Here is a 24,486-nt window from a genome sequence, read left to right as displayed (position 1 = left end):
GAACACCTGTCAGCGAATCGCGGCAGGCTGGGACCCGGACAACGGAGTACGGGCGGGTCCGGGCTCGGTACGCAGGGAGCGACCGTCGAGATCGGCGGGGGGAGCGACCTCGAGGAGGTCGAGCACCGTGGGGGCGATGTCGACCAGGGTCGCTCGCGTACTGGTGGCCCCGGGCCGGAAGCCGGGGCCGCGAGCGATGACGAAGTTGGTCGTCTCGTCCGGGGACTGGCCGCCGTGCCCGCCCTTCGGTTTGTGGCCGTGGTCGGCGGTGACGAGCACGGTCCACTGTTCGGCCGGATGGGCGGCGGCACGAGCGTCCACGGCGGCGACGATGCGGCCGACCAGAACGTCGATCCGCGTCACGGCGTCCAGGTAGGCGCGCGACGCGCCACCGGCGTCGTGACCGGCGCGGTCCACCTGGTCCAGATGGGTGAACAGCAGGTCGGGCGCGAACTTGCCGATCGCGGCGGCCACGGCGTCGGCGGTGGCGGCGTCGGTGCGGGACTCGTCCGGATCGTCCGGCACGGTCGCGGTGGAGACGACGACGTCGGCGCGCGGACTGCCGCTGCCGGTTATGGTGGCGATCTGGTCCCAGGTGGCGATGGATTGGGTCTTCAGCGCCGGCCGCGCCCGTTCGAGCTGAGTGAAGACCGTCGGGTGTCGCATGAACGGTTCGGCGGTGAACTGGTTGTTCGTGATGCCGTGCTTGCGATCCCACACGCCGGTCAGCACGGTGGCCCAAGAGGGACCCGAGATGGTGGTGTGCGGGGCGATCGACGAACGGCTCAGCAACCCCTCGCCGCTCAACCGCAGCAGATTCGGCGCCTTCGCCTGCTCGATCTTGTCGTACATCAGGCCGTCCAAGCCGATCACGACTACTTTGGCCGTCGGCATCTCCCCCTGCGCGACGCCGGCCGCCACGGACAACGGAAGGAACACGGCCGTCGCTGCGGCAACGACTTTCGACAGCAGTCGCGCTCGGCTCATACCGTTGACCATGCGGGACCGTCCGGTACGCGCGATAGGCTGCCGCGGCAGTGTTCATGGATGTTTCATCGGCGGCCACAGTGCCCGTAGCCTCACTGAACAGTCCTTGAACGCGGAATAGCGTCAAGCTATATACCGACTTCACAACGGGTCGCGGTCAGATGAACGCGAAGTTTCGGCCCGCGACCAGGCAGACCGCGATGGGCGGCTCAGCGCCGTCGCTTGACACCCCTTCGCCGATATGGCCGACTGACCGTCGTGACCGCAGCGCGCACCGGCGGGTGCATTCGTGTCGCGGCCGTCGCCGACCTGCACATGCGCGCGGCGGTGGCCGGACGCTTCCGCCCCGATTTCCGTCGTCTGTCCGCGGACGCCGACATCCTCTTGCTCGCAGGCGATCTCACCGACGGCGGCACGCGAGCGGAAACGGATCTGCTATGCGCCGAACTCGACGGCCTTCCCGTACCGGTGGTCGCCGTGCTCGGCAATCACGATCACGATCAGCGATCGGGCTACCTGATCGCGGCACGGCTCACCGCACTGGGCGTCCACGTGCTGGATGGCACCGCGATCACCCTCGAGATCGGAGGTATCCGGCTGGGTGTCGCCGGCGTCATGGGCGGCAGCGGCGGCTTTCCCGACCATCCCGGCACGCCGGACGAGGGGTCCGCCGAACACCGCGCCCGCATGCGCCGCGGCCCGCTCGACGCCCTTCGCCTGCGCCAGGCGCTCGCCTCGATCGACTGCGAAACCCGCATCGCCCTCATGCATTTCGCTCCGATCATCGACACGTTGGCCGGTGAACCGTCCAAGATCTATCCCGGACTCGGCTGTCATGATCTGGCCGAGTCGGTCGACGCGGGCGGGGCGGCGCTCGCTGTGCACGGACATGCCCATGGTGGAACAGAATTCGGGCGCACCCCACGTGGTGTGCCGGTACGCAATGTCTCCTTTCCCGTACTCGGCCGCAGCTACGCCGTATACGAGATAGTCCCCGGCTCGGATCGTCCGGAGGACCGCGACCGCATACCGTCCCGGCCATGACTCGCCCGGCCTCGTCGCCTAGGGCGTTGTCTTTGTCGCGGGGTCGTCGGCCCCGGGCGTGCTGGTGGACACGATCGGCCCCCGATCGTTGAGACTACTTCGGCGGTGATCGGCCTTGTCGGCGTCGCAGTCGTCACGTCCGCGCCACAGACCGAGGGCACCCGCTGCTTCCCGCCGCCTGGAGCGATCATCCGGCCGGGAATCCTGACCGGAATCACGGCCCCATCCCGAAGTTCGAGCAGGACGCCCCGGCCTGCTCGACTTGCGACAAGCCCGCGATAGCGGTTTGATGCCCGAACGGCCGGGGATCGGTCCTCGCGCCGTTCACTCCGGCGTGCCGAAAGTCCACACCGCCGCAGGCCTGCCGGTCGCTTTGACGCGACGGCGTTCGGCGGTGCGCGTCAGGCCCGGGATGGCCGCCAGCGTGCGGTTCAGATTCGCGGCGTCGGGCCGGGCTCCGGACAGCGCTGTCGCGGCCGCCACGGCCCTGGTCGCGGGGAATTCCGCGCCGAGCAGGGCTCTGGTGAACGGAAGGTCCTTCCACAGCAACCGCGTCAGGACATCGCGGGCCATCGCGACGATGCGATTGTGGTCGAACGCCAGCTCCGGAACCTCGTCGAAGCCGGTCCACCGCGCCGGTCCTTCGTGCGGCCCCACCACCGCCCACATCGCGATCGAGAGCGTAGGACCGCGCGGGTCACGGTTCGGTTCGTCGAAGGTCACCAACTGCCCCACCGAGCCGATCGCGGCCTCCGGGACGCCCAGTTTGGTGTGCACCGCTCGGCGCGCCGCGACGGCCAGCCGCTCCCCCCGGCCGAGCAGCACACCGGGCAAGGCCAGCTGCCCCGCGAAGGGTTCCATCGCCCGGGGCGCGATTCCGAGCCGGACGCCGCCGTCCTCGTCCCAGAACCGCAACGCCACGACATCCACCGACACAACGGACTGCTCCACGGCCACCCATCCTGCCCCGACCGGCCGCGCGCCCGTCGGGCGGTGTGCCACTGGAACGGCACCTGCGCGGAGGATTCACGCCGCGGCGGCATACGCCGTGCGTGCGCGGTGGCGGCGGCCGGGACCGTGGGCGGTGAGGACGACCGGCACGCCGAGGGTCCGGGCCAGCCACGGCACGGGATCGTCCGGCATTTCGGTGAGGACGGGCTCGGCGCGCGTCAGCAGCCGGGTCAGCTTCCGCTGGTGATCCAGGTCCTGCCTGCGTCCAGGGGGCACGGTGTCTCGAACCACACCGTCCACGATGTACTCAGTTGCGGCATACCGCCTTCCGGGCACGTCGAGGTGGTTGACCGCGAGGCCGTCGACGCCGCCCGACACCTCGATGGCGTAACGCAGCAACACGGTGTCCAAGTGGCCGAGACGGAATTCGCCTTGATACCGACCGGCCGCATTGTGCGGCTCGGGGAGGTCCAAGCCGGAATCCTCGGTGGGAAACGGGCCCGCGCCGTGGCGAGTCTGATAGGTGCGGGTCACGCCGAGCACGTAACCCGACTCGCCGATCTCGGCCAGCATCGCACGCGCATTGCGCGGTTCGACGGTCGACCAAGTGGTGTGCGGATGGAACCCGCGCCACTCGTCGAGCAGGACGCCTTGCGCCCCTTCGAACACCAAGGCGCCCTGCCGCGCGAACCGAGCCAGTTGGTCGTCACCGACGATCGGTACCGCCGCGGCGAACTCGCGGTACATCTCCACCAGGTCGTCGATCGGTTCGTACCGATGTCCACTCGGCGCGATCAGCGGCCCGTAGTATTCCGCCAGCGCACGCAGCTTGCGCCGCAGCGCCAAGGGACGCAGGCAATCGGACACGGTGGGAGCCGGGTGGGCGAGCGCGTAGCCCGCGGTCTCGCCGATCCCCCTGCCGCACGAACCGTGCCGCGCGGAACCCCGCGCATCCTCGCGAGCACGGTTGGCGGCGATGTGGATCGGCGTGGTGAGCAACGCCCGACCGTCGATCCGTATCGAGGACAGCGGATCGCGCACGCCCAGCGCGGCCAGCATGCGCGCTTCGGCCGCCAGCGCGATCGGCTCGACCAGCATGTGCCGCGACAGCAGCGTCGGCACGCCTGCGAATGTCCCCGATCCGAACTGCGCGAAGGTGTGGTGCCGTCCGTCGGCGATCACGTTGTGCGCGGCCTGCGCCCCACCGTTGAACCGGACCACGGCGGAGACATCGAAGCCCTGCTCGGGCGCGCACAGCCAGTCGACCGTGGCGCCCTTACCCGCGTCCCCGAATCCGAGATCCACGACGATGATGTGCGACCCGGGCACCATGCGCCCTTCCGGTTCAGCCGCGGCCACGCGGCAAGGCCCGCGGTCGCGTATCGTCGGCCCCGAGCGCCTTCCCGACCGACTCGGCCTCGGCCTCGGACCCGACATCCCGCAAGTCCGCGAGCCCGCCCGCGAGGTCGACGCGCCCCTCCGCCAAGCCGATGGTCAGCGCGATGAGTTCGCACACCGCCGCGGGGTCGTCCAGGCGCAGGAAGTTCTGGCCGAGCAACCCGCGCCAGTGCTCGGCGATCTCCGGATCGTGGAAGTAGCTCGACTGGTCGGGCAGGATGTAGTGCACGTGCCATCGCTCGGCCAGTTCGCGGTAGATGGATTCCACCGCGATGTCCTGTCGCACACTGTCGCCGATGATCGCGCGGATGTGGCGGGAGGCCAGCCGCGGCTTGTTCAGTTCGTCGCCGATCAGGAACAGATAGCCCTTCTTGCGTCGCTTCTCCCACGCGTCGGTCGCGATATGCGTCGCCAGGAAATAGGCGGCCAGTTCATAGCTCTCGGACTTCTGCCCACCACCTCCGCCTTCCAGGAAGACGGCACGCAATTGCTCGTCCATCCGATTGTCGGATTCGAACTGACCGATCTGCAGCGGCACGCGGTCGGTGTCCGCGTCACCGATCGCACCGAACAGGATCTGCGGATCGTCCGCATAGCCCTTGCGCCGCAACAGACCGTGCAGGGTGCCCAGCTTGTCCTGCATGATGCGCGGAACCCGCCCCATCGATCCGGTCACGTCGAACAGCACCGCGACGGGCAGTGAATTGCCGTGCTCGGCCGAATCCCGGCACTCGCGTACCGCTACGCCGAGCGGGTCCAGGTTCGGATGCACCCGCCAGTTCGCGTGCGGCTCGGCCCGCATGTCGGCGGTGTAGCCGAAATCATCGATCCCTCGGGCGGCGCGGAAGGTCTTGGCCGCGCGATAGGCGGAGTCGTCCCAATGTCCGTATCCCATGTGATCACGTCCTCTCTAGTTTTAGTCTATGTGACTAAAACTAGCGCGGTCAAGGATCGCCGCAGCCGGCGTCCGATCCCGCACCGGACAGGTCCACCCGCACCCTCGAGCCCGAGGGCGACGACAACCCACCCGAGCGAGGCCCTATCAGCCCGTGGGGCCTCCGGCTTCGAGCAGGCCGCCGATCAGCATCGTTCCCGGGCCTCGCCGCCCACCGGGGCCGGAAAGCCACCGAACGTTTCCCGCGGTGAGCGGCTCGCCGCACTCGCGGCACACCACCACACCGGACGTCGGGCGCCCGCATTCGCGATGGACCACGACGGCGGGCGGACCTTCCGTGCCCGCGAGCCACTTGTCGCCCCACGTGATCAACACGGTCAGCACCGGATACAGATCACGGCCACGTTCGGTCAGCAGATACTCGTAGCGAATCGGATTCGACTGATACGGACGCTTTTCCACGATGCCGTGCCCGTGCAGTGCGTCCAGGCGCGCGGCGAGCACATTGGAAGCGATGCCGAGGTCACGGCGCAGATCTTCGAACCGGGTCAGCCCGATGAACAGGTCGCGCAGGATCAGTGGTGTCCAGCGCTCGCCGATCGCGTCGACCGTGCGCGCGATCGAGCAGACGATGTCGGAGAAAGCGGCCTTGGGCATTCGGCCAGTCTAGTCCGTTGCTTTTTGCAAGTGACTTGAACTAGGTTCGGACCCAGCGACGAGGGAAGGGGCCGACCACCATGTCCGACGCGATCGCCGAATTCCGCAGGGCGACCGAAAGCGGCGACATCGACGCGCTGACGCGGGTTCTCGCACCCGATGCCGAATTGGTCTCGCCGCTGTCCGGCCGGTTGGTCTTCCGTGGCCGCGACGACCTGTGTGTGCTGCTCACGGCAGCCTACGGAAGCCTCACCGGTCTGCGTTGGACGGAGGAAATCGGCGACGGTACGCGGCGTGTCCTGCTGGCCGGTGCCACGATCGGACCGTTCCGGCTGACCGAAGCGCTGGTGGTCGGACTCGACGAGCAGGGCCGCATCCGCACGTTGCAGCCGCACCTGCGTCCCTGGCTGACGCTCACCTATCTCGCGGTGCGACTGGCGCCCCGCCTGCTCGCACATCCAGCCATCCTCCGGCGTGCGGCCCGGGCGTGAACTCGCGCCTCTCGCGGACCGGCACGGGGAACCGGGCACGACGATCCGGTGCCCGGTTCCCATAGCCGTACGGATCGAACCGATCGCCGCCGGACCAGGCCGGTTCTTCGTCCCGCCCGCCGGCGGACCGCGGACGGTCCGGCGAACTGCCGCCTACGTCTCCGCCAAGCCCTCTTCGGTGAGTTCCAGGCGCCGGGTCACCCCGATATCGTCGAGGAAGCGCGAATCGTGACTCACCACGATCAGCGCGCCCTCGAAGCTCGCCAGCGCCTGGGTGAGGTGCTCGAGGCTGGGCAGGTCGAGATTGTTGGTGGGCTCGTCCAGCAACAGCAACCGCGGTGCCGGATCCGCCAGCAACAGCATCGCCAACGCCGCCCGCAACCGCTCACCGCCCGACAACGCCGCGGCCGCGACGTCGGCGTCCGTGCCGCGGAACAGGAAGCGGGCCAACTGCGCCCGGATCCGCTCCGCGGAGGCGTGCGGCGCCGTCGAGGCGACGTTCTCGAACACCGACAGCCGCTCGTCGAACACGTCCAGCCGCTGCGGCAGCATCCGCCACGGCACCTTCGGCCCCGCCTGCGTGATGCGCCGCAGCAACGTCGTCTTGCCGACGCCGTTGCGTCCGGTCAGCGCGATCCGCTCCGGACCCGACACCCGCAACGTCACCGTCGGCCCGCACGCCAGCTCGACCCGGTCCAGCTCGATGACGTCTTGACCGGGATACAGCCGGGTGTCGGGCAACTCCACCCGGATCTCCCGGTCGTCGCGCAACAACCCCTTGGCCTGCTTGAGCTGATCCTTGGCGGAGTCGAGCTTCTCGATGTGGTTGTTGCGCAACTTGCCCGCGGACACCTGCGCCTGCCGTTTGCGTTCGGCCATAATGATTTTCGGCTCGCGCTTCTGGTCCCACATCTTCTGCCCGTACCGCTGTCGGCGGTCCAGTTTGATGCGCGCCTCGACGAGTTCGCGGGCCTGCCTGCGGACATCGCTGCGCGCATCCCGGATCGCGGCACGGGCGGCTTCCTGCTCGGCCGCGACGATCCGCTCGTACTCGCTGAAATTCCCACCGAACAACCGGAGTTCGCCGTGGCGCAGCTCGGCGATGGACGCCATCCGCTCCAGCAGCTCCCGATCGTGGCTGACCGTGAGCACCGTGCCGGAGAATTGGCCGATCACCTCGTAGAGCCGTGCGCGCGCGACCCGATCCAGGTTGTTCGTCGGTTCGTCGAGTAGCAGCACGTCGGGCTCGGCGAGCAACTCGGCGACCAGCCCGAGCAGCACCGTCTCGCCACCGGAGAGGGTGTCGAGCGTCCGGTCCAGCTGGTGCACCGAATCGGCGACGTAGTGCAGACCGAGTCGCGCCAGCAATGCCACCGCGCGCTCCTCGACGTCCCAGTGGTGACCGACCAAGTCGAAGTCGGTGTCATCGCCTGCACCGGACTCGATGCGGTGCAATGCTTTTCGAATTTCCGCGATGCCCAGCACCGCATCGACTCGCTGCCCGGCGCTCAGCCCGAGATCCTGGCGCAAGTACCCGAGATGACCGGTGACGGTGATGGAACCGCGAGCGGGCTTCAGCTCCCCCGCGATCAACCGCAGCAGCGTGGACTTCCCCGCGCCGTTTCCACCGACGAGTCCGATGTGGCCGGGACCGAGAACGGCGTCGAGCCCCTCGAACACCGGGGTGCCGTCCGGCCAGCCGAAAGTGAGATCGGAAAAAGACAGATTGGTCATGCCAGCTCCCAGAGGTTGCGACGAACACGGCGCGCGATAGCGGGCCGCACGAGTGGCTACCTCAAATGAGCAACGGCAGACTCCGATCAACGGGAATAAGACCTCTACAGGTTAAACACAGCGGCGGTGGATGCGCCAGTGCGATTCGGATCACACGTCCGGGTCAGGACGACGCTCCGATGGCGGCGGCCGCGGGCAGCGGGTAGGGGCGCTCCTCGGGATCCACGTCATCCGCTCCCGGCGGAACGGAGCCACGAAAGTTCCCGCGGCGAGCGCGGGTTCGGCGATCTCCGGGGATTATGCCTGGTAGACGACGATCGTGTGCTCGTCGTAGACCGCCCGGATCCGGGCAACGGGTTTCGGCGGGACTTCTCCCGCACGCCGGGCAGACCCCGGTGGACTCAGAGCTGGACGATCGACGTCAGCGGGTAGTCGCCCTGCCGTGCGCGTCCGCCGAGGAACCCGAGTTCCAGCACCACCGCGGCGGCGGCCACTTCGGCGCCCGCCTGCTTGAACAGTTCGGCGGCGGCGGCGAGGGTGCCGCCGGTGGCGAGGACGTCGTCCAGCAACAGGACGCGACGCCCCGCCAGTTCGACGCCGTCCGCGGGGATCTCCAGCGCGGCGGTGCCGTATTCGAGGCTGTACTCGCGGCTGATCACCGGGGGCGGCAGCTTGCCCGCCTTGCGGACGGCGAGCACGCCGGTACCGAGCGACGCGGCGACACCGGCTCCGAGCAGGAAGCCGCGAGCGTCGACGCCGGCTACCAGATCGGCGTCGGGGGCGCACGCGGCCAGGCAGTCGACCACCGCGCGGAAGCCCTCGGCGTCGGCGAACACCGGGGTGAGATCCGCGAAACGAACACCGGGTGAGGGAAAGTCGTCGTGCCAACGGGTCAAACGGTCGACCATCTCGGCGGCTTTGGTGGACCGTTCGGCGGCTACGTCCTCGGATTCGATTGCCGCGTGCTTGCTCATCGACACCTCTCCATGATCACATCACCCAACACCGTCGATCACCGCTCGAGCACCCACCGGTCAATGTTCCAGCCGGATCCGGCCTGGGTGGGGGCGGCGATCCCGTTGCGCAGCCCCTTGCCGAAGGCGATCGTGCGCGGGGTGGCGAACAACGGGATGCTCGGCAGCTCCGCCCACAGCAGGTTCTCCGCCTCGGTGAGCAGATTCAGCTGTACGGCCGAATTGTCGTCGGCCCCGAGCTGATCGGTGATCGCATCGTAACGGCCGTTGCCGAACCGTCCGAAATTGAGACCGCTACCGGTGCGCAACGCGCTGGTCGCGGCCACACCACCCAGCGAGCCCGCCGGACCGGGCGCCGACGCGGTGCTGCCCAGGACGGCGTCGACCTTGCCCTCGCTGAGCCGGGCGGGGGTGAAGTCGGGTGCACCGGCGTCCACCACGGTGATGCCGGCCGGTTTGCAGGCCTCGGCGATCAGAGCGACGGTCTGCGCACGCCGGTCGTCCGGAGCCGCGTAGCCGATGCGCACGGTGGGGTTCGGGGCGCCGGAGGCGGCAACCGCCCTCGTCGCGTTCGCCACGTCGCCGCCGGAGTAATTCTTCGACGCGCCGATCACGGCGGGGTAGAACAGGGAATCCTGCTGCACGACATGCGCGTTCAAGGGGCCGGAGCCGAGCCCGGTCTTCGGCGCGTCCGGCGTCTTGCCGAGCTTGTCGAACAGCGTCTGACGCGGCAGGCACAACGCGAACGCCCGGCGCGCCTCGACCGAGGAGAAGACGCCGCCGGTCGCCAGCACCAGCTGCTCGGCGCCCCGGCCGGGCACGGTCTGCACCGAGAAGGCGCTCAGATTCAGGTCTTTCACCGACTGCGCGCCGATGTCGAGCACGCCTACCGCGTTCTCGCCGACCTTCTTCTTCAGGTCGAAGTTCTTGGGCCACACCACGATCCGCCCGGTCGCCGGTTTGTTGCCCCACCACCGTTCGTTGGCCACCAGCACCAAGCCGTCCTCGCTGCCGAAGGACTCGATGCGGTAGGGCCCCGACGAGGGGAAGCGCGACAGGTCCAGCCGCCCGTCGGCCGGAATGGTCCAGCCGGTGTTCCAGATTTCCGCGATCCTGCCGAGGGCGTTCGGGTCGCCGGTTTGCAACGCCGACACGACGTTGGGCACGTTCGCCACCCGGGCCGCGACGTGCGCGGGCATCAGCTCACCCGCCGTGAACAAGTTGCGCCACGGCAGATAACGCCGCCCGGGCCGGAAGACCACCGTGGCATCCCGTGAGCCGGGCTGGCAGTCGACTCGCTCGATGGCGTCGTAGCCGGTGGTGCTCGCGGCGTCGAACAGGGGAACCGGACCCCGGTCCCCCGGTTTGGTGTACCGCCCGCTGCGGGCGGCCCAGGCCAGCACCAAGTCGTCGCAGGAGGTCGGCACCCCGTCGGAGTACACGCCGTCTGGGTTGAGGCGGTACTGAATGGTCTGCGACTCGCCCGGCACCTCCTTTGCGGTGCCGAAGTCGGTGTCGGCGACCGGCTGGCCGTCCGGACCGGTGTAGAAGAACCCCGTGAGCACCCGGGAGAACACCGCGGGGGACCCGGAACTCGCCCCCAGTGTGCTGCCGCCGTTATAGGTGGCGATGATGGCATCTGTCGCGTAGCCGATGGAGGGCACCTGATTCTTGCTGGAGCAGCCGACCATCAGCCCGGCGGCCAGCGTGCCCGCAGCAAGCGCTCCGATCAGTCGTACCGCACTGCGTGGCTGTCGCATGAAACCCCTTGCCTGGTGTCAGTTCCGCCTCTTGTGCCGTTTACCGCTCGGGCGCGCACCGGGTCGCGGCGTTTGCCCGGCCGCGCGCTGCCTGCGCGGCGTCTCGTCGAAATCCCGGCCCGCCGCCATGCTCGCCCGGCGCTCGGCCACGGCGCTCGCCCGGGCGCTCGCCGCGCCTGCCCGCTTGGCCAGGACCTTCTTCGTGTGCGCCGCCACGGGCCCCCAGCGTTCCTTGATCGAGACCAGCAGCGGGGTCGCGAAGAAGATCGAGGAGTACGTGCCGACCAGCAGACCGACCAGCTGCACCAGTGCCAAGTCCTTGAGCGTGCCCACGCCCAGCATCCAGACCGCGATCACCATCAAGCCGACGATCGGCAGGATGCCGATCAAGGCGGTGTTGATCGAGCGCATGAGCGTCTGGTTCACCGCGAGATTGGCCTGCTCGCCGTAGGTGCGGCGAGTCAGGTGCAGGATACCGTGGGTGTTCTCTTCGACCTTGTCGAACACGACGACGGAGTCGTAGAGCGAGAAGCCGAGAATGGTGAGGATGCCGATCACCGTGGCCGGGGTGACCTCGAAACCGACGAGCGAGTACACGCCCGCGGTGACGCTGACGTCGAAGGCCAGCGCCGCCAGGGCCGCGATGGCCATGTGCGTCTCGAAGCGAATCGCGATGTAGACCGCGACCAGCACGAGGAATACCGCGAGCGCGATGAGCGCCTTGCGGGTGATCTGGCTGCCCCAGGTCTCGCTGACATCGGACGTGCTGATCGCGGCCAGGCTCGGGTTGCCGGTCTTGTCCTTCGGTTGGAACTTCGCGAACAGCGCGTTGTTCAGCGCCTCCACCTGCTTCTGGTCCAGCGCCTCGGAGCGGATGAGCATGGTGGCCGATCCGCCGGTGCCGACGGTCTGCACCGAGACCGGGTCGGTGCCGATGGCGCCGCGGTAGACGTCCTCCACCGCGCTGGGAGTCGCGTCCCCCGCCGGGAACTGGATGCGCGAACCGCCCTCGAAGTCGATACCGAAGTTGAACCCGCGGAAGATGATGCTGCCCAGCGAGACGAGCACGATCGCGGCGGTGATCAGGTACCACATCCGGCGCTTGCCGATGACATCGATGGCGCCGGTGCCGGTGTAGAGGCGGTTGAAGAAGCCGTGCTTGGGCGGCTGCGGCTCGCCGACCACCGCGAATACGTCGGTGGTCTCGGTGGCACTCGTCTTGTCGAGCGAGGGGGTGGTGTGGCTGTTGGTCATCGCGTCCTCACGCCTTCCCGAGGGCGGCCTCGGCCGCCTTCCGCTCACGGGCGATCTGCTGGATCGCGCCGAGGCCGTTCACCGACGGCTTGGACCAGAACGCCGTGCGCGAAGCGAGCAGCACCAGCGGCGAAGTGACCAGGAATACCACGACGACGTCGAGAATCGTGGTGAGACCGAGGGTGAACGCGAAGCCCTTCACCTGGCCGACGGCCAGAATGTACAGCACGGCCGCGGCGATGAAGCTGACCGCGTTGCCGGACAGGATGGTCCGGCGGGCGCGCTGCCAGCCGCGTGGAGCCGCCGAACGGAAGCTGCGCCCCTCGCGCATCTCGTCCTTGATGCGTTCGAAGAACACCACGAACGAGTCGGCGGTCATGCCGATACCGATGATCAGACCCGCGATACCGGCGAGGTCCAGCGTGAAACCGATCCAGCGTCCGAGCAGCACCATGATGCCGTAGACCGCGAATCCGGAGGCCACCAGCGACAGACCGGTGACGAAGCCCAGCATCCGGTAGTAGGTGAGGCAGTAGAGCAACACCACCACCAAGCCGACCGCTCCGGCGAGCAGGCCCGCCTTCAGCGAGGACAGGCCGAGCGTCGCGGAGACCGTCTCGGCCTCGGAGGTCTGGAACGACAGCGGGAGCGAGCCGTACTTCAGCGTGTTCGCCAGTTCCTTCGCCGACGTGGCGGTGAAGTTGCCCGAGATCTGCGTGCGGCCGCCCTGCTGCGGGCCCTGCTGCACCACCGGCGCGCTGACCACCTTCGAGTCCAGCACGAAGGCCACCCGCTTGTAGACGTACTCGCCGGTGAGCGCCGCCCACGCGTCGCTGCCGCCGGACTTGAAGTCCAGGTAGACCTCGTGCCTGGCCTGCTGCTGGTTCAGGCCCGAGGTGGCGTCCTTGATCTCCTGGCCGTCGATGCGGCTCTTGTCCAGCAGGAAGACCTCGGTGCCGTCGGTCGAGCAGGTGACCAGCGGAAGAGCCGGATCGTCGTTGCCCGCGAGCGGATCGGCCTTCCCGCAGTCCAGGGCGGCCAGCGCGGCCTGCTGCACCGACGCGTCGGTGCTCTGGCGCAGCGCCTTGGCGGCCTGGATCTCCTTGGTGGCCTCTTCGGTGGGCGTCAGCGAGGGATCGGTGGGCGGCTGCGTCGGCTGCTGGGCGGGGAACACGCGCTGCTGCGGCGCGGGTGCCTGCTGGTCCGTCTCCGGCGCCGCGGGCTGCGTGGTCTCCGGCGTCGTGGGCTGCGCGGCCGGTGCGGGCTGCGTGCCCGGCGTGGTCTGCGGGGGCGTCGCGCCGCGCCCAGCCGCGGGCACCGCCTGCAACACGGGGCGGATGTAGAGCTTCGCGGTGGTCGCCAGCGCGCGCGCCTGCTGCCCGTCGTCGCCGGGCACGGTGATCACGATGTTGTCGCCGTCGATGACGACCTCGGATCCGCCGACGCCGAGCCCGTTGACCCGGTTCTCGATGATGTCCTGCGCCTTCTTCAGGCTGTCCTGGCTCGGCTTGCTGCCGTCCGGCGTGCGCGCGGACAGCGTGACGCGAGTGCCGCCCTGCAGGTCGATACCGAGCTTGGGTGTCGGGGACTTGTCACCGGTGAAGAACACCAGCGCATAGATCACGGCCAGCAGCGCGGCGTAGACACCGAGCAGCCGCAGCGGGTGCGCCGATCCCTGGGAAGGTGGCACAGTACGTCATCTCCTAGGCGGGAAGTCGAGGATGGAACATGCGGACGTGCACCAGCCGGCCGGGTGCGCGGACGGACGGCCGCGGCGACATCCGGCGAGCCGGGGCACTACCGGAACGATCAGTCCTTGGTCAGGCGGGTCTCGGTCTGCTCGGCGGATTCCTCGACGGCGTCGGTGGTGTCCGAGCCGGTGTCCTCCGAGCCGGTCTCCTCGGTGCTCACCGCATCGTCGGTGCGCACCTCACGGATGGCCTGGCGCAGCCACGTGGTGACCACGTCCTCGGCGATCTCGAGGTCGACCGTGGTGTCGTCGAGTTCGACCACGGTGCCGTACAGACCCGACGTGGTGACGACCTGATCGCCGACCTTCAGGTTGTCCTGCATGCTGGCGACCTTCTCGGCTTCCCGCTTCTGACGGCGGACACCGAGGAACATCGGCACGAGCAGGGCTACCAGTAGCAGCGGAAACAGCAGTTCCATCGTCGAAGTCAGTCCCTAGTGTCGTGGGTGGGATGGACAAGTACCCACACAGTCTGCCAGTTCGCCGCGCGGACGCCACACCCGCACGCCCGCTGGGCAGCTACGACTTCCCCATCGCACACCGGCTCGCCCGCCGCGACACGCTCCGGCGGGCGAGGTGCGGCGTCACTGTCAGGCGGTCCTGCCGTAGACGTAGTCCTCCAACGGGAAGCCGACCGCTTCGCGATGCGCGTTGAGCGTGCTGGTCGGCCGCAGCAGGGCGGCCTCGCCGTGCTGGTTGAAGTAGTAGCTGCGCGCGGTGGCGCAGTCGCCGCCGTAGAACACCGATGAGCCGAGCTTGGCGGTGACCCGGTCCAGGAAAGCCGCGTTGGCCTGCTCGGTGACCTCGAAGGTGGTCTCGCCGCGGCGGCGCAGTTCGCCGAACAATCGGCCCATGTGCTTCATCTGGGCTTCGATGGTGGTGAAGTAGGACAGACCGCTGTAGGAGTACGGGCTGTTGAGGCTGAGGAAGTTGGGGAACTTCGGCACCGTGATGCCCTCGTAGGCTTGGAAACGGTTGTCCCGCCAGAACTTTCCGAGGTTCACCCCGTCCCGGCCGATGATCTCGATGGCCGGGAAGTTCACGTCCCACAGGTTGAAGCCGGTGGCCAGGATCAGGGTGTCGATCTCGGTCTTGTGCCCGTCGGCGGTGACGATGCCGTCCGGTTCGATGTGGTCGATCGAGTTCGTCTCCAGCCGCACGTGCGGTTGGTTGAACGTGGTGAAGTAGTGGTTGGAGAAGGTCGGCCGCTTGCACCCGAAGTCGTAGTGCGGGGTCAGCTGCCTGCGCGTCTCCTTGTCCCGCACGGACGCCCGCAGATGCGCCTTGGCCAGCGCTCCCGCGCCCTTGTTCAGCAGCCGGGCCTGCTTGAAATGCAGCACCCCGATCACCATCAGCGCCTCCAGCAGGCTGGTGTTGACCAGTCGCGCGGCCTTCTGCGTAGCCGGAACCCGTTCGAACAGTTTGCGCACCGGTGCGGGGATCGCGGTATCGATCTTCGGGACCACCCAGATCGGGGTGCGCTGGAACACCGTGAGCGCCTGCGCCTTCTTGGCGACCTCGGGCACCAGCTGCACGGCGGTGGCGCCGGTGCCGATGATCGCGGCTCGGCGGCCGGTGAGGTCGAAGTCGTCCTCCCACGCGGTGGTGTGGATGATCTTGCCCGCGAACGAGTCGATGCCGGGGAACGGGGGCGTGTAGGGCTGGGAGAGGAATCCGGTCGCGGTCAGCAGATACCGCCCGGTGACGGTCTCCCCGCCCGCGATCGAGACCACCCAGTGCTGCTGCTCTTCGTCCCAGCGCGCGCCGTCGACGACGGTGCCGAAGCGCATCCGGCGGCGCAGGCCGTACTTGTCCGCGACGTGTCGGGCGTACTTCTTCAGCTCCTCGCCCGGCGCGAACAGCCGCGACCAGTGCGGATTCGGTTCGAAGGAATAGGAGTAGGTGACCGAGGCGATGTCGACCGCCAGACCCGGATAGTGGTTCACGTGCCACGTACCGCCGAGATCGTCCTCGCGTTCGAGGATGACGTAATTGCTCAGGCCGAGCCGATCGAGCTGAATGCCCGCTCCCATGCCCCCGAACCCCGCACCGACCACGACCGCGTCGTATTGAGGCGCCACACCGAACCTCCTGCTAGCTGAACCGCATATCACGGAATGACACATCATTCCGTTTGTGATGACTGTATCATCGGGGAGGTGACGAAGCCATCCACGCGTGCCGAGCGACGGAAAGCCGAACTGCGCCAGGAGATCATCGACACCGCGTTCGCCTGTTTCGCGGAGAAGGGCTATCACGCCACCGGCATCGCCGACATCGCGGGACAGCTGGGCATCGGTCACGGCACCTTCTACCGCTATTTCAGCAACAAGCGCGACATCATCGACCACGTCATCGACGATCTGGCCGCGCGCATCATCGCCGCCCTCGGCACCGAGAACGCCCCGGACGCCGCCGCGACCCTCGACGAATACCGCGCCCAGATCGACCGCATCGGCGTGGCGCTCACCGAGATCCTGCTGGCCGACCGGCGGGTGGCCCAGCTGCTGCTGTTCCACGCCACCGGCATCGACGACGAGCTCACCCAGCGGCTGTACGGACTGCTCGACACCGCCGACGCGCTGACCGCGGGCTACCTCGACCACGGCGTCGAACAGGGCTACCTGCGCGCCGACCTGGACACCTCGAACACCGCGCGTGCGGTGACCGGCATGCTGATCGGAGGCATCGTCTACTCGCTGCGCGAACCGGACGAGGCCGCGATCACCGCACTCAACGAGGCGATCCGCCGCCTGCTCGTGGACGGCGTCCGCAAGGACTGAACAATTCGGCAATCCCCCCTGACACCCCACCGGCGCTAGGGTGAGGCGCACTGATCCGACGCTTTCGCCAGGGGGACGGCCCTTGTTCGCAAAAGGCCAGGGAAATGCCAGAATTCCCTTCCGAGCGGCCCGACGCTCCGAGCCTGACAGAATGTCGCCCGTGACTCCCGAGGACGTGCGCCGCACCCGTTTCGCGACCCCTGCGCTCGGGTATCGCGGCTACCACGCGGACGAGGTGGACGCCTTTCTCGAACGCGTCGCCGCGGCCTTGGCCGGGCAGGGCGTGCTCGCCGCCGACGATCTTCGGCACGTCAGCTTCGGCGCGCCGCGGCTCGGCCAGCGCGGCTACCGCGCCGATCAGGTCGACGAATACCTCGACCAGCTGCGCGTCGAACTGGAATTCCGCCAGCGCGGCGTCCGGCCGGTGCCGGCCGCGAACGGCAACGGTCACGTCCTGCTGACGCCGGACGACGTGCTGCGCATGCGATTCAGCCCGGCCGCGGTGGGCAGGCGCGGGTACAACGAGGAAGAGGTCGGCGCGTTCCTCGATCTGGTCGCCGCGACCCTCGTGCACGGCGGACCGGGCAGTCTCACCTTCGCCGATGTCGAGGCCGTCCGTTTCACCGAGGCCCGCGTCGGCGCTCGCGGATATCAACGCGACGAGGTCGACGCCTTCCTCGACTTGGTCGCGGCCGCGCTGCGCCGCCGCCCCTGACCCGTCCGCCCGAGGGCACGCGTCACTCGAAAAGGTCGAGCGTGGGGTGCGGCTCGCGCCCGCGCACTTCGATGGACCCGAACACCAGGTCCGGCGGAGGGACGAGACCCAGGTGCTCCCAGGCGGCGGCGGTAGCGACCCGGCCGCGCGGCGTGCGCGCGACCATGCCCGCGCGCACGAGGAACGGCTCACACACCTCTTCCACGGTCGCGGCCTCCTCCCCGACCGCCACGGCCAAAGTGGACACCCCCACCGGGCCGCCGCCGAAACTGCGGACCAGCGCGCCGAGGACCGCGCGGTCGAGGCGATCGAGGCCGAGCACGTCGACGTCGTAGACCTCGAGCGCGGCCTGCGCGATAGGGCGGGTGATCCGGCCGTCGGCTCGGACCTCCGCGTAGTCGCGGACGCGGCGCAGCAAGCGATTGGCGATGCGGGGCGTGCCGCGCGAGCGGCCCGCGATCTCGGCCGCCGCCTCCTCCTCGATGGCCACGCCCAGGATCTGCGCCGACCGTTGCAGGATGCGCAGCAGCTCGCCCGGCTCGTAGAAATCCATGTGCCCGGTGAACCCGAACCGGTCGCGCAGCGGACCGGTCAGCGCTCCGGACCTCGTGGTGGCGCCGACCAGGGTGAACGGCGCGATGTCCAGGGGAATGGAGGTCGCGCCCGGCCCTTTGCCGACCACCACGTCCACCCGGAAGTCCTCCATCGCCAGGTAGAGCATCTCCTCGGCGGGACGGGCCATCCGGTGGATCTCGTCGATGAACAGCACATCGCCCTCGACCAGGTTGCTCAGCATGGCGGCGAGATCACCGGCCCGCTCCAGCGCGGGGCCGGAGGTGATCCGCAGCGCGGTGCCGAGCTCGGCGGCGATGATCATCGCCATACTGGTCTTGCCCAGACCCGGCGGGCCGGACAGCAGCACGTGATCCGGTGTGCCGCCGCGCTGTTTGGCTCCGCGCAACACCAGCGCGAGTTGTTCGCGCACTCGGGGCTGACCGATGAAGTCGTCCAGCGATTTCGGGCGCAGGCTCGCCTCGATCTCGCCGTCGGACTTCAGATAGCTTGCGCTGACCTGGGATTCGGTGGGTTCCGCTTGGTGGTCCATGTCGTCTTACCGGTTCTTGCCGAGCAGCGCGAGCGCGGCCCGCAGGGCGGCCGAGGTATCGGCGGCGGGCTGGTCGGCCAGCACCGCGTCGACCGCCTGCTCGGCCTGTCTGGCGGCGAAACCGAGGCCGACGAGCGCCTCGGCCACCTGCTCACGCACCGGCGTGACAACCGCGGCAGCCGTCGATCCTGGCGCGCCGGACGGTACGGGAACGAGATTCACCTTGTCGCGCAATTCCACCACCATGCGCTCGGCGCCGCGCTTGCCGATGCCGGGGACCCGGGTCAGCGCCGCCACATTGCTTTCGGCCAGTGCTTTGCGCAGCGCTTCGGGCTCGAGTACGGCCAGCACCGCCATGGCGAGGCGGGGTCCGACACCGGAAACCGTCTGCAGCAGGCCGAACAGGTCGCGGGCCTCGGTGTCGGCGAAACCGTAGAGGGTCATCGAGTCCTCGCGGACGATCATCGCGGTGTAGAGCCGGGTTTCCTCGCCGCGAGTGAGCCCGGCCAAGGTGGACGGGGTGGCGTTGAGCCGGTAGCCGACGCCGGCCGCCTCGATCACCGCGTGGTCGAGGGCGATCTCCAGCACTTCACCGCGTACCGACGCGATCACCCGTGCACCGCCTTCCGTTGTTCGGCCAGCCGCTCGATGTACCGGCGCTGCGCCGCGGCCGCCTTGGCCTCCGCCGCCGCCATCCGCTCCAGCAGCGGCGCCCGCCAACAATGGCAGATCGCCAGCGCCAGCGCATCCGCCGCATCCGCCGGTTTCGGCGCGGCGGCCAGTCCGAGGATCCGGGTGACCATGGCGGTGACCTGCTTCTTGTCCGCGGTGCCGTTGCCGGTGACCGCGGCCTTCACCTCGCTGGGTGTGTGGAACGCGACCGGGATGCCCCGGCGCGCGGCGGCCAGCGCGATCACTCCACCCGCCTGCGCGGTGCCCATGGCGGTACGGACATTGTGCTGGGCGAAAACGCGTTCGATGGCGACCGCCCCCGGCTTGTGGGCGTCCATCCAGCGTTCGGCGGCGTCGGCGACCGCCAACAGGCGGTGCGCGAGTTCCATGTCACCGGGCGTGCGGACCACGTCGACGTCCACGGCGGTGACCTTCCGCCCCGAACCGCCATCGACGATGCTGAGGCCGCATCGGGTGAGTCCGGGGTCGACGCCCATCACCCGCACGACAACCCCTCTCGCAGACGCGAACAACTGTTCGAGAGTGTAGCGGAGGCCGCGTCTTTCGCCGCCCATCGACACGGCCCGGCTATCCGCCGAGCGCTGTCGCTTCCCGCGCCGCGGCCGGCAGGCCCAGCAATTCGGGACGACTCGCGCGTGCCGCCCAGTGCCGTGCGGGATCGGCGACCAGGCGACGCGCCGCGAGATCGAGCAGGCCGCTGACATTGGTCACCGTCGCGGCCACCACGCCGTCGGCACGGGTCAGCACATGCTCGACCCGATAGGTCTTGCCCGCACCCCACTGCCACGCACACGACACCTCCACGGTGTCGCCCCCACGGAGTTCGCGCTGGAAGCGCAGCACGGTCTCCAGGTTGACCGGTCCGAGGCCGGACGCGATCAACGCGTCCACCGAGACGCCCGCCGCCTGAACGCAGGCGAAGCGCGCGTGGTCGGCGAATTGGTGGTAGGCCGCGCCGGTGACATGCAATTGCGGATCGAGGTCGGACACCCGGACCTCGATGCGGGTAGTGAACGACACGCGCCGCACTATGCCAGTGGCCACCGACAAATCCGGCGTGCCGACATGAACTACCAACCGACACCGTAGGGATCCCGCCTGGCTACTGCGGCACAATGTCGGGCAGTCGATCGCCCCTCGGCAGGCCGCCCCGCACCTCGGCACCGGCGACACGAACCGATGGGTGCGCGAAAGAGGCGCATTCGGCCTAGAGCCCGGAGACCCGCCTCGCGAACGCATCGTGAGCACGTTCGTCGAAGAGGACGAAGCGCGCTTCGGTCACCGCCGTAGGGGTCGCGCGAACCGTGTCGACCGCGATCCGGGCGCCGTCTTCCATCGGCCAGCCGAAGATGCCGGTGGAGATCGCGGGGAACGCGACCGTCCGCGCCCCCAATTCGTCCGCGACGCGCAGCGATTCTCGATAGCACGAGGCCAGCAGAGCCGAGCGGTCCTCCGTGGCCGACCACACGGGACCGACCGTGTGGATCACCCAGCGCGCGGGCAGTCGACCGGCCGTGGTGGCGACCGCGGCCCCGGTCGGCAGACCCGAACCATAGTGAGACGCACGCAGCTTGCGGCATTCCGCGAGGATTTCCGGGCCACCGCGCCGGTGGATCGCGCCGTCGACTCCCCCGCCGCCGAGCAGCGACGAATTCGCCGCGTTCACCACCGCGTCGACCTCCTGCTCGGTGATGTCGCCGCGTACCAGCACCAGTTCGACCATGCTCGCATTCTGCCTCGCGCGTCACCGACAAACGAAGGCCGACGCTCAGGACCGCTGAAGCGTATTCCCAGCCTGCCTCGAGGAACGTCCTCGACACTGCCGGACGTGCCAGTACTCGCCGCTCCCCCGACTCCGGCTCCACCGCAGGTCTCTCCGGCGGGTCCGGCGCCGCACCAGCAGCAGGCGTTTCACCACGGGATCTCCTTGCTGCACGGCTGGCTGCCGTCGACCGTCGAGTTGCTCGCCGTGGCGCTCCTGCTGATCGCGATCGCTCGCCGCGCCAGGCGGTGGTGGTCGATCCAGCTGCCTGCTTGCGTGGCGGTCGGCGTCGCCGCGGCGCTGGCCGCGGCGTGGTATGTCGCCGACGAGGGTCTGGCCTCCGACCCGGCGCCCGCCCAACTGTGGGCGTGGGTCGGCGGCACCGCCGCGGCGGCCGCGATCGCGATAGTCGGCTGGCGGGGCGCCCGTTGGTGGCGGCGCGGGATCGCGGTCCTCGCCATCCCGTTGACGCTGGTGAGCACCGGAATGGTGGTGAACCGGTGGGTCGGTTACTACCCCACCTTGCAGGCCGCGTGGGGCGCGGTCACCGCGGGCCCGCTCCCGCATCAGACCGACCTCTCGGCGCTGCCCTCCTTGCGGGACACCGCCGTCGCCGACGGCGCGCTCGTGCCGGTGCGCATCCCGGACGCCGGCAGCGGATTTCCGCACCGCACCGAATATGTCTACCTCCCGCCCGCCTGGTTCGCCGGGCCCTCCCCGCCCGCCCTGCCGGTCGTGATGATGATCGGGGGCGAGTTCAACACTCCGGCGGACTGGATCCGCAGCGGTCAGATCATGCCGACGCTGGACGGCTTCACCAAGGCGAACGCCGGCGTCGCCCCGATCCTGGTCTTCGTCGACTCCAGCGGAAGTTTCAACAACGACACCGAATGCGTCGACGGGCCGCGCGGCGACGCCGCCGCGCATCTGACCGAGGACGTGCCCGCCTACGTCGAAGCGAAGTTCGGGGCATCCGCCGATCCGGCGCGCTGGGCGGTCGTGGGCTGGTCCATGGGCGGCACCTGTGCGGTGGACCTGGCGGTCATGCACCCCGAACTGCTGCACACGTTCGTCGACATCGCCGGCGATCTCGGCCCGTCCTCCGGTACCAAGGAGCAGAGCATCGCTCGTCTCTTCGGCGGCGACGCCGAAGCGTGGGCCGCGTTCGACCCGCTGACCGTCATGGCCAGGCACGGTCCCTACAGCGGCGTCGCGGGCCTGTTCGACGACTTGCTCCCCGCACAGCGTTCCGGCCGCGCGAACCAACCGGCGCCCGACGACGACCATGCGGGCCTCGGCGGTCGTGACGACGTGCCCGACACCGGTGAAGTCGGCGCCGCCGACAAACTCTGCGCCGCGGGACGCGCGGTCGGCATCGAGTGCACCGTCCACACCACCGAGGGCGGACACACCTGGCAATTCGCGTCGGCCGCGTTCGTTGCGTCCTTGCCGTGGATCGTCGGCCGCGTCGGTTTGCCCGTTCCGGCCACCAACTGACTCTCCGGCAGCGGGCTCAGCTCGCCGCCACCGCGGCTCGCGCGCGGAAGGTGCGGCGATAGGCCTGCGGTGACACGCCGATCGCCTCGGTCAGGTGCTGGCGCAGCGAGGTGCCGGTGGCGAAGCCGACCTCGCCCGCGATCCGATCGACGGTCAGGTCTGTGGTTTCCAGCAGGTGCCTGGCACGGAAGACGCGCTGCTGGATCAGCCAGCGGCCCGGGCTCATGCCCACCTCGTCGCGGAAGCGGCGGGCGAAGGTGCGCTTGCTCATCCGAGCCCGCGCTGCCAATTCCTCGACGGTCAGCGACTGGTGCAGGTTCTCCAGCGCCCACTGCCTGGCCGCGGCGGTCCCCGCCGAGGTGACAGGCGGCACCGGCTGCTCGATGTACTGCGCCTGACCCCCGTCACGCCACGGCGGGACGACGCAGCGGCGCGCGACCGCGTTCGCCACGGCACTGCCGTGATCGCGCCGCACCAGGTGCAGGCACAAGTCGAGCCCCGCCGCCGCGCCCGCCGAGGTGAGGATGTTCCCGTCGTCCACGTAGAGCACGTCGGGATCGAGGAGCACGCGCGGGAAGGTGCGCCGGAACAGACCGGCCTGATTCCAATGCGTGGTGGCCGGGCGACCATCGAGCAGTCCCGCGGCCGCGGCCACGAAGGCGCCGGTGCAGATGGCGACGATCCTGGCCTCCGGTCGGATCCGCGCGAACGCGTCGAGCACCGGTTGCGGCAAGGTGCCGGTGAGAGCGGTGCTTATATCGCACGCAGGCAGCACGACTGTGTCGGCGCTGCGCAGAGCCCCGCTGTCGTGTGCCACCGCGATGTCGAAATCTGCGGCGCTGCGCACCGGACGTCCGTCGACCGAGCAGGTGATCACGTCGTATCTGCCCGCAGCGCTGCCGAATACTCGATTCGGGATACCGAGTTCGAAGGGGTAGACCCCGTCCAATGCCAGCACCACCACGCGATGAGGCGCAGTCGAGTCCACCATGGCACGATCATATCGAAGAATGGCAATCGTGCCATTTCCTGTCGCGCCCGCGCCCGGCAGGCTGACAGCCGTGACCGATATCGACAGCACCGCGACCATGCGCGCGATCAGCCAGCAGACCCTCGGCGGACCCGAGGTACTCACCGAAGTGACGCTCCCGCAACCAGTTCCGGGCCCCGGCCAGATCCTGGTCCGGGTCCGCGCCGCAGGCCTCAATCCGACCGATTGGCGCCACCGCGCCACCGCGGGACTGTTCCTGCCCGAGCCGCCGTTCGTCCTCGGCTGGGACGTCTCCGGCGAAGTCGCGGCCATCGGCATCGGCGTCACCCTCTTCCGTCCCGGCGACGAGGTGTTCGGCATGCTCCCGTATCCGCACGGTCACGGCTCCTGCGCCGAATACGTCGCGGGCCCGGCCCGCGCCTTCGCCCGCAAACCGGCCACCCTGGACCACACCCAGGCGGCGGCGATCCCGCTCGCCGCGCTCACCGCCTGGCAGGCACTCGTCGACACCGCGCACCTGGAAGCGGGCCAACGCGTGCTGATCCACGCGGCCGCGGGCGGCGTCGGCCACTTCGCGGTGCAGATCGCCAAAGCGCGCGGAGCATACGTCATCGGCACGGCCAGCGCGCCCAACCACCCCTTCCTGCTCGGCATCGGCGCCGACGAGGTGATCGACTACCGCACGACCGACGTGACCGAGACGGTCCGCGACGTCGACGTGGTGTTGGACTCGATCGACGACGACCACAGCATCCGGTCACTGCGCACGCTGCGCCCCGGCGGACTGCTGGTGACACTGCGGGCGTTCGGCGCGGCCGACCTCGCGAGCGCGGCGGAGGCCCTCGACGTCCGCGCGATCCGGCTGCTGGTGGAGCACGATCACGCCGGCATGCTCGCCCTCGCCGGACTGGTCGAGTCCGGGGCGCTGCGTCCGGCGATCGCCGGAGTGTTCCCGCTGTCGCGGGCGGCGGAAGCGCACGCGCTGGGCGACACCGGGCGAACCGTCGGCAAATTGGTACTCACCGTGCCCTGAAATGTGCCACGA

General features: G+C 69.2%; 24 protein-coding genes. 6 read left to right on the top strand and 18 right to left on the bottom strand.

Annotation, left to right across the window (positions count from 1 at the left end):
* Window positions 1-9 precede the first annotated feature (9 nt).
* Window positions 10-987 (bottom strand): alkaline phosphatase family protein, encoded by a 978-nt coding sequence (locus ABZ552_RS06770; RefSeq protein ID WP_281878946.1) that lies wholly within the window; start codon window positions 985-987, stop codon window positions 10-12.
* A gap of 258 nt (window positions 988-1,245) precedes the next feature.
* On the opposite strand from ABZ552_RS06770, the gene ABZ552_RS06765 reads away from it, so the two are divergent.
* The gene (locus ABZ552_RS06765; protein WP_281878944.1) at window positions 1,246-2,031 is read left to right on the top strand and encodes a metallophosphoesterase; all 786 of its coding nucleotides are present in this window, start codon (window positions 1,246-1,248) and stop codon (window positions 2,029-2,031) included.
* Window positions 2,032-2,355: 324 nt separating this feature from the next.
* Here ABZ552_RS06765 and ABZ552_RS06760 read toward each other — a convergent pair whose 3' ends face one another.
* From ABZ552_RS06760 to ABZ552_RS06745, 4 genes are all read right to left on the bottom strand, one after another.
* On the bottom strand, window positions 2,356-2,982 hold the full coding sequence (locus ABZ552_RS06760) for an NUDIX hydrolase (protein ID WP_281878943.1): 627 nt from the start codon (window positions 2,980-2,982) through the stop codon (window positions 2,356-2,358).
* Window positions 2,983-3,057: 75 nt separating this feature from the next.
* The gene (locus ABZ552_RS06755) at window positions 3,058-4,314 is read right to left on the bottom strand and encodes an adenylosuccinate synthetase (protein WP_281878942.1); all 1,257 of its coding nucleotides are present in this window, start codon (window positions 4,312-4,314) and stop codon (window positions 3,058-3,060) included.
* 13 nt (window positions 4,315-4,327) lie between these two features.
* Window positions 4,328-5,275, bottom strand: coding sequence for a hypothetical protein (locus tag ABZ552_RS06750; RefSeq protein ID WP_281878941.1), 948 nt, complete (start codon window positions 5,273-5,275; stop codon window positions 4,328-4,330).
* Window positions 5,276-5,422: 147 nt separating this feature from the next.
* Complete coding sequence (locus tag ABZ552_RS06745) at window positions 5,423-5,932, bottom strand: helix-turn-helix domain-containing protein (RefSeq protein WP_281878940.1); 510 nt, start codon at window positions 5,930-5,932, stop codon at window positions 5,423-5,425.
* Window positions 5,933-6,012: 80 nt separating this feature from the next.
* Between ABZ552_RS06745 and ABZ552_RS06740 the strand changes: the two genes are divergently transcribed.
* Window positions 6,013-6,423, top strand: coding sequence for a nuclear transport factor 2 family protein (locus tag ABZ552_RS06740; RefSeq protein WP_281878939.1), 411 nt, complete (start codon window positions 6,013-6,015; stop codon window positions 6,421-6,423).
* Between the two features lie 153 nt (window positions 6,424-6,576).
* On the opposite strand, the gene ABZ552_RS06735 is transcribed toward ABZ552_RS06740, so the two are convergent.
* The 7 genes from ABZ552_RS06735 to ABZ552_RS06705 all read right to left on the bottom strand — a co-directional run bounded on the left by ABZ552_RS06735 (window position 6,577) and on the right by ABZ552_RS06705 (window position 15,976).
* Window positions 6,577-8,157, bottom strand: coding sequence for an ATP-binding cassette domain-containing protein (locus tag ABZ552_RS06735; protein ID WP_281878938.1), 1,581 nt, complete (start codon window positions 8,155-8,157; stop codon window positions 6,577-6,579).
* A gap of 401 nt (window positions 8,158-8,558) precedes the next feature.
* Entirely contained in the window at window positions 8,559-9,065 is a 507-nt protein-coding gene (locus ABZ552_RS06730; RefSeq protein WP_281880874.1) for an adenine phosphoribosyltransferase, read from the bottom strand.
* Between the two features lie 104 nt (window positions 9,066-9,169).
* Window positions 9,170-10,891, bottom strand: coding sequence for an ABC transporter substrate-binding protein (locus ABZ552_RS06725; protein WP_357435913.1), 1,722 nt, complete (start codon window positions 10,889-10,891; stop codon window positions 9,170-9,172).
* Between the two features lie 18 nt (window positions 10,892-10,909).
* Window positions 10,910-12,145 (bottom strand): protein translocase subunit SecF, encoded by a 1,236-nt coding sequence (gene secF / locus ABZ552_RS06720; protein ID WP_281878936.1) that lies wholly within the window; start codon window positions 12,143-12,145, stop codon window positions 10,910-10,912.
* Between the two features lie 7 nt (window positions 12,146-12,152).
* A complete protein-coding gene (gene secD, locus ABZ552_RS06715) occupies window positions 12,153-13,835 on the bottom strand; it encodes a protein translocase subunit SecD (protein ID WP_281878935.1) in 1,683 nt (560 codons plus the stop codon).
* A 119-nt stretch (window positions 13,836-13,954) separates the two neighbouring features.
* The gene (gene yajC, locus ABZ552_RS06710) at window positions 13,955-14,314 is read right to left on the bottom strand and encodes a preprotein translocase subunit YajC (RefSeq protein ID WP_281878934.1); all 360 of its coding nucleotides are present in this window, start codon (window positions 14,312-14,314) and stop codon (window positions 13,955-13,957) included.
* Between the two features lie 171 nt (window positions 14,315-14,485).
* Window positions 14,486-15,976 carry an NAD(P)/FAD-dependent oxidoreductase gene (locus ABZ552_RS06705; RefSeq protein ID WP_281878933.1) on the bottom strand — a complete coding sequence of 497 codons (1,491 nt, stop codon included), beginning with the start codon at window positions 15,974-15,976 and terminating at the stop codon, window positions 14,486-14,488.
* 36 nt (window positions 15,977-16,012) lie between these two features.
* Here ABZ552_RS06705 and ABZ552_RS06700 point away from each other — a divergent pair, with 36 nt between their 5' ends.
* Both ABZ552_RS06700 and ABZ552_RS06695 read left to right on the top strand, forming a co-directional pair.
* Window positions 16,013-16,678, top strand: a complete 666-nt coding sequence (locus ABZ552_RS06700) for a TetR/AcrR family transcriptional regulator (protein ID WP_350356373.1) — start codon at window positions 16,013-16,015, stop codon at window positions 16,676-16,678.
* A 151-nt stretch (window positions 16,679-16,829) separates the two neighbouring features.
* Window positions 16,830-17,393, top strand: a complete 564-nt coding sequence (locus ABZ552_RS06695; RefSeq protein ID WP_281878930.1) for a DivIVA domain-containing protein — start codon at window positions 16,830-16,832, stop codon at window positions 17,391-17,393.
* A gap of 22 nt (window positions 17,394-17,415) precedes the next feature.
* On the opposite strand, the gene ruvB is transcribed toward ABZ552_RS06695, so the two are convergent.
* The 5 genes from ruvB to ABZ552_RS06670 all read right to left on the bottom strand — a co-directional run bounded on the left by ruvB (window position 17,416) and on the right by ABZ552_RS06670 (window position 20,914).
* Window positions 17,416-18,498, bottom strand: coding sequence for a Holliday junction branch migration DNA helicase RuvB (ruvB, locus tag ABZ552_RS06690; protein WP_281878929.1), 1,083 nt, complete (start codon window positions 18,496-18,498; stop codon window positions 17,416-17,418).
* A 6-nt stretch (window positions 18,499-18,504) separates the two neighbouring features.
* On the bottom strand, window positions 18,505-19,110 hold the full coding sequence (gene ruvA / locus ABZ552_RS06685; RefSeq protein ID WP_281878928.1) for a Holliday junction branch migration protein RuvA: 606 nt from the start codon (window positions 19,108-19,110) through the stop codon (window positions 18,505-18,507).
* The gene (gene ruvC, locus ABZ552_RS06680) at window positions 19,107-19,676 is read right to left on the bottom strand and encodes a crossover junction endodeoxyribonuclease RuvC (RefSeq protein ID WP_281878926.1); all 570 of its coding nucleotides are present in this window, start codon (window positions 19,674-19,676) and stop codon (window positions 19,107-19,109) included. Before ruvC ends, ruvA begins: the two co-directional genes overlap by 4 nt.
* Before the next feature lie 82 nt (window positions 19,677-19,758).
* Window positions 19,759-20,211: an acyl-CoA thioesterase gene (locus tag ABZ552_RS06675; protein WP_281878925.1), complete on the bottom strand. Its 453-nt coding sequence runs from the start codon at window positions 20,209-20,211 to the stop codon at window positions 19,759-19,761.
* Window positions 20,212-20,398: 187 nt separating this feature from the next.
* A complete protein-coding gene (locus ABZ552_RS06670; protein ID WP_281878924.1) occupies window positions 20,399-20,914 on the bottom strand; it encodes an O-acetyl-ADP-ribose deacetylase in 516 nt (171 codons plus the stop codon).
* A gap of 105 nt (window positions 20,915-21,019) precedes the next feature.
* Here ABZ552_RS06670 and ABZ552_RS06665 point away from each other — a divergent pair, with 105 nt between their 5' ends.
* Window positions 21,020-22,450: an alpha/beta hydrolase-fold protein gene (locus tag ABZ552_RS06665; RefSeq protein ID WP_357435895.1), complete on the top strand. Its 1,431-nt coding sequence runs from the start codon at window positions 21,020-21,022 to the stop codon at window positions 22,448-22,450.
* A 16-nt stretch (window positions 22,451-22,466) separates the two neighbouring features.
* Here ABZ552_RS06665 and ABZ552_RS06660 read toward each other — a convergent pair whose 3' ends face one another.
* On the bottom strand, window positions 22,467-23,441 hold the full coding sequence (locus tag ABZ552_RS06660; RefSeq protein ID WP_281917854.1) for a helix-turn-helix domain-containing protein: 975 nt from the start codon (window positions 23,439-23,441) through the stop codon (window positions 22,467-22,469).
* Between the two features lie 97 nt (window positions 23,442-23,538).
* Here ABZ552_RS06660 and ABZ552_RS06655 point away from each other — a divergent pair, with 97 nt between their 5' ends.
* The gene (locus ABZ552_RS06655) at window positions 23,539-24,474 is read left to right on the top strand and encodes an NADP-dependent oxidoreductase (protein ID WP_281919542.1); all 936 of its coding nucleotides are present in this window, start codon (window positions 23,539-23,541) and stop codon (window positions 24,472-24,474) included.
* Window positions 24,475-24,486: the final 12 nt, after the last annotated feature.

The organism is Nocardia sp. NPDC019219 (assembly GCF_040632645.1).
GTDB lineage: Bacteria > Actinomycetota > Actinomycetes > Mycobacteriales > Mycobacteriaceae > Nocardia > Nocardia sputorum.
Note: the sequence above shows the minus strand (reverse complement) of the source record. Positions and strands in the feature narration are given on the sequence as shown.